Annotated in this window: 3 protein-coding genes; 1 reads left to right on the top strand and 2 read right to left on the bottom strand. The window is 35.2% G+C overall.

From position 1 onward, the window contains the following. A partial coding sequence (gene ychF / locus P8M54_RS11190; protein ID WP_300287945.1) for a redox-regulated ATPase YchF occupies nucleotides 1–804 on the bottom strand: 804 nt, incomplete at its 3' end. A gap of 322 nt (nucleotides 805–1126) precedes the next feature. On the opposite strand from ychF, the gene P8M54_RS11185 reads away from it, so the two are divergent. Further along, nucleotides 1127–4024, top strand: a complete 2898-nt coding sequence (locus P8M54_RS11185) for a TonB-dependent receptor (protein WP_300287944.1) — start codon at nucleotides 1127–1129, stop codon at nucleotides 4022–4024. Between the two features lie 124 nt (nucleotides 4025–4148). Here the strand turns inward: P8M54_RS11185 and P8M54_RS11180 are convergent, their stop codons facing one another. Next, complete coding sequence (locus tag P8M54_RS11180) at nucleotides 4149–4499, bottom strand: 4Fe-4S dicluster domain-containing protein (protein ID WP_300287943.1); 351 nt, start codon at nucleotides 4497–4499, stop codon at nucleotides 4149–4151. Between the last annotated feature and the right edge of the window lie 140 nt (nucleotides 4500–4639).

The following is a 4639-nucleotide window of genomic DNA, read 5'->3' as shown; positions in this document are numbered from 1 at the left end:
AGAGGCACCAGGCTCAGTCAATCCCATATCTTCTAGAAAAACTTGACGCTCTTCGTAGCTTTCCAATTCGGTGATATCCGCCTCTGCTCCTACTGAGAGGATAATTACCTCCGCATCTTCATCCTTCACTAATTCCTTTACTTGATCTACATATTTGTTTCCGTTTACCGCTGAGTTTTCATCAACATTACAAACATATAAAACGGGTTTTGCAGTAATTAACTGGAAAGCCTCCATTAAAAGCTCTTCGTCATTGTTTTGAGGAACAATTGTTCGAGCTGATTTTGCTTGCAATAACGTTTCTTTAATACGGTCTAAAAGTGCTTTCTCAGTGATTGCTTCTTTGTTTCCAGTTTTAGCAGCACGATTTACTTTTTCTAAACGTTTTTCAACTGTTTCTAAATCTTTTAATTGCAACTCGATATCAATTGTTTCTTTGTCACGAATAGGATTTACGTTTCCGTCTACGTGCACAATATTATCGTTATCAAAACAACGCAATACATGGATGATTGCATTACACTCTCTAATGTTTCCAAGAAATTGATTTCCTAATCCTTCTCCTTTACTAGCTCCTTTTACAAGACCAGCAATATCCACAATATCCACCGTTGCCATTTGCACGCGCTCTGGTTTCACTAACTCCTCTAATTTATTGATACGAGGATCTGGTACGTTTACCACTCCAATATTAGGCTCGATAGTACAAAAAGGAAAGTTAGCACTTTGCGCTTTTGCATTTGATAAACAATTGAATAATGTTGACTTTCCAACATTAGGTAATCCTACAATTCCTGCTTTCATATATTTCAGTTTACAAGTAGCAGTTTCCTGCCAAGAGTTTTTAAATAATTCCCTTAAAAAAGTGCAAATATACCATTTAAAATAAGTTAGCGGACAAAATCATTCTAATAATATTTCCAATCCGTACTTTAACATTTTTGCACTTATCGCAACTAAAAGCCTCTTATCGATCTAATCATTGATAAAAGAAAAGAATTATACTTTTCTTTTAATTTTTAAATAAAAACACAACAAATAGCTAATATTTTGTTAAATAATACCTATATTTGGCGATATAATACCAACTAACAAAATAATAATACAAAACAAAACCAAATTATTTATGAAAAAATTCACACTGTTATTTTTGCTGTTAAACGTCAGTTTTTTGTTTGCTCAAAAACAAGTATCTGGAGTGGTAAAAGACAACTCAGGAGCTCCTTTACCGGGAGTAAACATTATTGAAAAAGGAACTCAAAATGGAGTTTCAACCGATCTTGACGGAGCGTACAAGATCAAAGTTAAAGAGGGCGCAACATTAGTTTTTAGTTATGTTGGCTACGCCAAAGTAGAAAAAGTGGCAACCGAAGGAACAATTAATATTGTCCTTGCTGAAGAAGGTGGACAAGCATTGAACGAGATTGTAATTGTAGGGTCGAGAACTGCTCCACGAAGCAATACAACTTCGGCACTACCTATTGATGTATTATCTTCTAAGGATCTAGCTTCGACTGGACAAGCTACATTTGATAAAGCATTACAATACAAAATTCCGTCTTTTAACACCGTGCAAACGCCTGTGAATGACGCAACTTCTTTACTAGACCCTTATGAAATTAGAAATATGGGACCAAGTAGAACCTTAATATTAATCAACGGTAAACGTAAAAACATGAGTTCACTTGTGTATACGCAAACGTCTCCTGGACGTGGTGAAACTGGTGCTGACATTTCAGCAATACCTACTGACGCCATCGAAAGAGTTGAAATTTTACGTGATGGTGCATCAGCACAATACGGCTCAGATGCGATTGCTGGGGTAATGAACATTATCTTGAAAAAAAGTACTAACGGAGGATCTGTAACCTTGCGTACTGGAATCACTGGAAAAGGAGATGGCGAAATGTACGGCATAAGTATAAATAATGGAACAACTGTAGGTGAAAAAGGATTTTTAAACTATACTGTTGATTTCTCAAAAACAGCATTAGCGAATAGACCCGGTATTTTAAATGCAACTGATGAGTTTAATTACTGGAGAAGTTCAACTAATACACCTGCACAAGATGCTAGCCTTCAAACTCAAGTTAATAATTTTTTAAACTTGAAACCAGATGGTGGTAACGTCAACGGAGCACCTGAAACTGCTGCAGCTAAATTTGAAATAAATGGAGGTTCACAACTAAGTGACTTTACCGAGATGTACTACAATGCTGCTTACATTTTCAAAAAAGTAAACTCATTTGCAAATTATAGAGCACCATATTGGAGAACAGCTTCTGATTTCCCTTATTTACCATCTTTATTTGGTGATGGAACTGCAGCTTCATACATTGGATACGTGCCAACATTCATTGGAGATTTAAATGATTACAATGCAACTTTAGGATTCAAATCAAGTAAAAACGGTTGGACATCTGACGCTTCTGTAACAATAGGTGGAAACTCACAAATTTATACAGTAACTAACTCTCACAATAGATCAAAGTATAGCGACCTAAACCCAGAGCAATTAGCAGCTGTAGGTGGACTTGGAAGTAATAGTCCTAGCGATTTCGTATACGCAGATCCAACTAAAACTATTTACACAGGACAAAACACATTTAAGCCCGGTGGAACTAGTTTCAATCATATCGTTGGGAATTTAGACATTACCAAAGAAGTTTCAGATAACGTATCTATTGGTTTTGGATCAGAAATCAGAACAGAGAACTTTGAAATATTAGCCGGTGATTTCCAATCCTACGCGGGTGTAGGAGCCGATTCTTTTCAAGGAAACACTCCAGCGAACTCAGGAAAATTTAACAGATACAACATTGGTTTCTATGCTGATATTAGTGCAAATGTTGTTAAAGGGTGGCTAGTAAACGGAACTGCAAGACACGAAAACTTTAGTGATTTTGGAGCTGCTAATGTTTGGAAATTAAGCACAAGCATCAACGCAATTGAAGATGATAAATTAACTTTCAGAGGATCTGTTTCAACTGGATTTAGAGCACCTTCTTTACACCAAATCTATACTGAGAAATCACAATCCACTTTCCAAGGTGGTCAAATTGCAGTAACTGGAATCGTAAACAACGTATCTACAACTGCAAGAAGCTATGGAGTTCCTAAACTTACTCCTGAAAAATCAACAAATGTATCTGTTGGATTTGGAGCTAGACCAATTAAAAACTTAAACATAACAGTAGATTATTACCGTATTGGAGTAAAAGACCGTATTGTTTTAGGTAATTTAGTTGCATTCGAAGCAGGAAGAAAAAGTAACGATCCAGCAAGCTCAGACTTTAATGTTTATGAAGGTAAGAATGCAAAAGCATTCTTCGTAAATGGTATTAACTCTATTACTTCTGGAATTGACTACGTTCTTGAGTACAGAAACCTTATTGTTGGTGAAGGTAAATTAGGTTTTAACTTATCTGGTAACTACACAATTCAAAACAAAATAGATGGGGCAGTAAAAAACCCTACTAGTGTTCAAAACTTGGGTACTACAGCTACTCCTATTTATGCAGGTCAAACAGCTTTAACATCAGGACAAAATCCTGTTTTAGCTGGTCAAACTGTATTTAACGCAACCCAGGATGCTTTAATGTTTACTTCTAGACCTAAATTCAAAAATATTATAGGTGTAAACTACGAAATAAATGATTTCGGAATTTCATTGAATAATACCACCTTTGGTTCTACTAAATTCAAACAAGCTGACTTTAGTAAACCTGGATTATTCACAACTTTTAAAACGGCTCAAGTTACTGATTTAGGTGTGACATGGACTGCTTCCAAAGAAGTAACAATCTCATTTAACATGAACAACATGTTTAATGTAGTTCCTAAATTCACGATTAAGTCTGATGGTTCAGCATCTGCAAACGCAATTGTTAACAACCCTGCAGCACTTAAAAACGAATACAATAACATCACATTTAATGGCCGTTATCCAATAACTAGTTATGATGGATCACAATTTAGCCAATTAGGTAGAATGTTTAGTTTATCAATGAACTATAAATTCTAAGACCTATAGAATATACTAAAAGGGACATCAATTGATGTCCCTTTTTTTTTGTCCTATGTAAAACAACTACAAAAAAAATCCCGAGCTATAAACTCGGGATTATTATTTTACAAGATATTTCCTTTTATTCGTTATGTAAAAAGGCTTGTCTATTTAACAAGGTTTCGTCTGATTCTACATGATTATCATCTGGTATACAGCAATCTACTGGACATACCGCTGCACATTGTGGTTCATCGTGAAAACCTTTACATTCCGTACATTTACCCGGAACAATATAATATACTTCATCAGAGATTGGCGTTTGTGCCTCATCAGAATCTACTTCAGTACCATCCGGCAAAATTACTTTACCAGTTAACTTTGTTCCATCCTTATATCTCCAATCATCAGCACCTTCATAAATAGCTGTATTAGGACATTCTGGTTCACAAGCTCCACAGTTAATACATTCATCTGTTATAATAATTGCCATAGCGTATTTTTAATCTTTTTTGTTTACTTAACTTTGTAACGCAAAAATAAAGCCAAAAAAGGTGTTATACAAATAATAATGAGTAACAAAGATCACATAACAGAAGCTTTTGTACAATTAGGTCGTTTTATTAGCCAATT

It is taken from the genome of Flavobacterium sp., from assembly GCF_029242675.1.
Classification (GTDB): domain Bacteria; phylum Bacteroidota; class Bacteroidia; order Flavobacteriales; family Flavobacteriaceae; genus Flavobacterium.
The sequence above is the reverse complement of the archived record's forward strand: the minus strand, read 5'-3'. Positions and strand labels throughout refer to the sequence as shown.